Source organism: Aneurinibacillus thermoaerophilus (genome assembly GCF_900099925.1).
GTDB lineage: Bacteria > Bacillota > Bacilli > Aneurinibacillales > Aneurinibacillaceae > Aneurinibacillus > Aneurinibacillus thermoaerophilus.
The window spans coordinates 1-1,584 of sequence record NZ_FNDE01000089.1 but is presented as its reverse complement, the minus strand read 5'-3'; the positions used below and the strand labels follow the sequence as shown (position 1 = coordinate 1,584).

The window sequence follows — 1,584 nt, the reverse complement described above, 5'->3', positions numbered from 1 at the left end:
TCTTCTACAAGTTGGGGTGAAGTCCTTTTTTGTGACTAAAAAAGCCTTGCGGCTCTAAGAGCGAAAATTATGCAAAACGCTCATAATTATAGCAATCTATATATTTACCATTTTCGACAGGACGACTGTCTTTACTGTATAGGATTATCAATTCTTTCCTTTTCATAAGTTCAAGAATGTTCTCTGGAAGAAGGGATAATACCTGAACTAACAGCTAAAAGCTATATTTATTTCCATCCTGATTAATTATATCGATTTGCTTAATGATCTTTTTTTATTTTTCCCTATTGTTAAAACACCATAATAAATAAAATAAAACAAGTTCAATATGACGTTAACCATAAGTAAAAACCTCCTAAAAATTTCTTCGATATAGAAACTCCTTTTTTTGTAAAAGATTCTTATATGATATGTAATTTTTAAGAGATTTAAAAAGAATAAGCGATTGGAAGTATATTATCTATTTTTATTTGGCATTTCATGTAATTTATTGTTGAAAATGGTACAAATATTGTATTATTTGGCGAGAAAAGTAAGTTCCCTAATATTGTATATTTGTTATAATAACAAGGAAGAAAGGGATTGAACAATATACCTTTTTTTACAAATAATTCATTTTATATAATTGGAATTAATGTATCTCTTAATTCCGAGGGAAGGTAGTATACAAGGGATAATAGTTCCTTTTGAATTGAGGGGTGTATCAGAATGAAATATTCATTAGAGAACCTGTCAGTTCAGAAGTTGCTATAAAAATCTGCGAATAGGAGTGATAGTGTGTTTAGGAAGTTTTTTAGTTTGTTACTAGGCTTTTTATTAACAGTAGGTCTTATATTAACAGGAGGGGTTTCTTATGCACAAGAAAATGAAAACCCATTAGAAAGTCCAGCGTCATACGCTAAATATTTGGAGAATTACGATAAGGATGAGGCACTTAGACTTGGTGTTGATCCAAAATTTGCAGATGAAGCCGTACAAGATGCAAAAGAAGTTTTGAACCAATTTAAAAATTTATCTATTGAAGAGCAAGAAAAATTTGTAGAAGCTATGCAAAATCCAACCATGATACAAAATTCATTCGCTAATGCTGAAGTAAAAGAAGAAAGCTCTAAAAACCCATCCCTTCTAGCAAACGAAAAATTTGTAGAACATGATTTTACAATGACTACTGCGGGAATAGATTGGACAATCTACCATGTTGAAGGAAGATATGAGTACAACTCAAGTGGTGCTACAAAATCACTGGGAGGACAATCATACGTAAAGAGAAACTTGAACCCAATGGTTAAAACAACTAAACAAAGTCAAGACTTTTATGTTTCAGGTGGAGTATTTAAAGGAATAGGTATTTACGATTATAAGATCGGACCAATAAAAGATGTTATAGATGTACAAATTGGTAATGCATATGTACAGGTTATCGGAGATCAGTATGGGAAAAACCACTTAAAAAGCAAAGGCTGGACAGAGTTTTAAGTTTGTTGGAAATATTTAATTAACTAAAAATGAATTAGCTACCCTTTATTAATGTCAAGGCCGTCTATAACTTCCCCAAAATCGCCGTTTTAAAATTCCCCAGAAGGG

General features: G+C 31.4%; 1 protein-coding gene. It reads left to right on the top strand.

The window, feature by feature from the left end; all coding sequences use genetic code 11:
- Positions 1 to 777: 777 nt before the first annotated feature.
- The gene (locus tag BLR88_RS18760; RefSeq protein ID WP_091261632.1) at positions 778 to 1,476 is read left to right on the top strand and encodes a hypothetical protein; all 699 of its coding nucleotides are present in this window, start codon (positions 778 to 780) and stop codon (positions 1,474 to 1,476) included.
- Positions 1,477 to 1,584 lie beyond the last annotated feature (108 nt).